1 protein-coding gene is annotated in these 616 nt (G+C 40.4%); it reads right to left on the bottom strand.

The annotated features are described in order from the left end of the window. The gene (gene apf / locus RV17_RS13005; RefSeq protein ID WP_071869456.1) at positions 1-612 is read right to left on the bottom strand and encodes an aggregation-promoting factor; all 612 of its coding nucleotides are present in this window, start codon (positions 610-612) and stop codon (positions 1-3) included. Positions 613-616: the final 4 nt, after the last annotated feature.

Below are 616 nucleotides of genomic sequence, written 5' to 3'. Positions count from 1 at the left end.
TTAGTACCAACCGTTTGCTAACCAGAATGATTGAGCAGCTTCCCAAGAACCATAACGTGAAGAAACATAAGCGTCTGCTACACGTTCTTGATTGGCAGCTGAGTAGTCACCGTTCAAGTATGATGAATCTAATTGGTAACGACCGATGTAGCGACCGTTAGTTGCTGTATAAGAACCGCTTGATTCTCTTTGTGCGATCCATTCTTTTGCAGAGTTAGAAGTAGTAGCTACTGCTTCTGTTGTTTCAACTGCTGGAGTTGCTTGAACTGTTTCTTGAACAGGTGCTTGAGCAACTTCTTGTGTTGTTTCTTGTTGAACAGGTTCAGCTTGAACTGCTTCTGTTTGAGGTGCAACATCTGTTGTTGAGCCTTGCTCTGAGGTTGGAATAGTTAATGTTTGACCTGCAAAAATCAGATTGATATCTGAAATTGAATTAGATTGAGCAATATGGTTAATCAAGGAGTTATCGCCAACATATTTTTGTGAAATAGTTGATAATGAATCGCCTGATTGAACAGTGTACGCTTCGTCTGCGTGTGTTGTTGTTCCCATAAATAATGCAGCGCCGGCAGCCAGAGTTGTTCCTAATAGTACAGTTTTAAGTGATTTCATATAA

The sequence above is a fragment of the Enterococcus thailandicus genome, from assembly GCF_001886265.1.
Taxonomy (GTDB): Bacteria; Bacillota; Bacilli; order Lactobacillales; family Enterococcaceae; genus Enterococcus_B; species Enterococcus_B thailandicus.
Note: the sequence above shows the minus strand (reverse complement) of the source record. Positions and strands in the feature narration are given on the sequence as shown.

Coding starts and splice junctions, on each gene's coding strand:
- apf (WP_071869456.1), bottom strand. CDS start 612: ATGAAATCACTTAAAACTGTACTATTAGGAACAACTCTGGCTGCCGGC.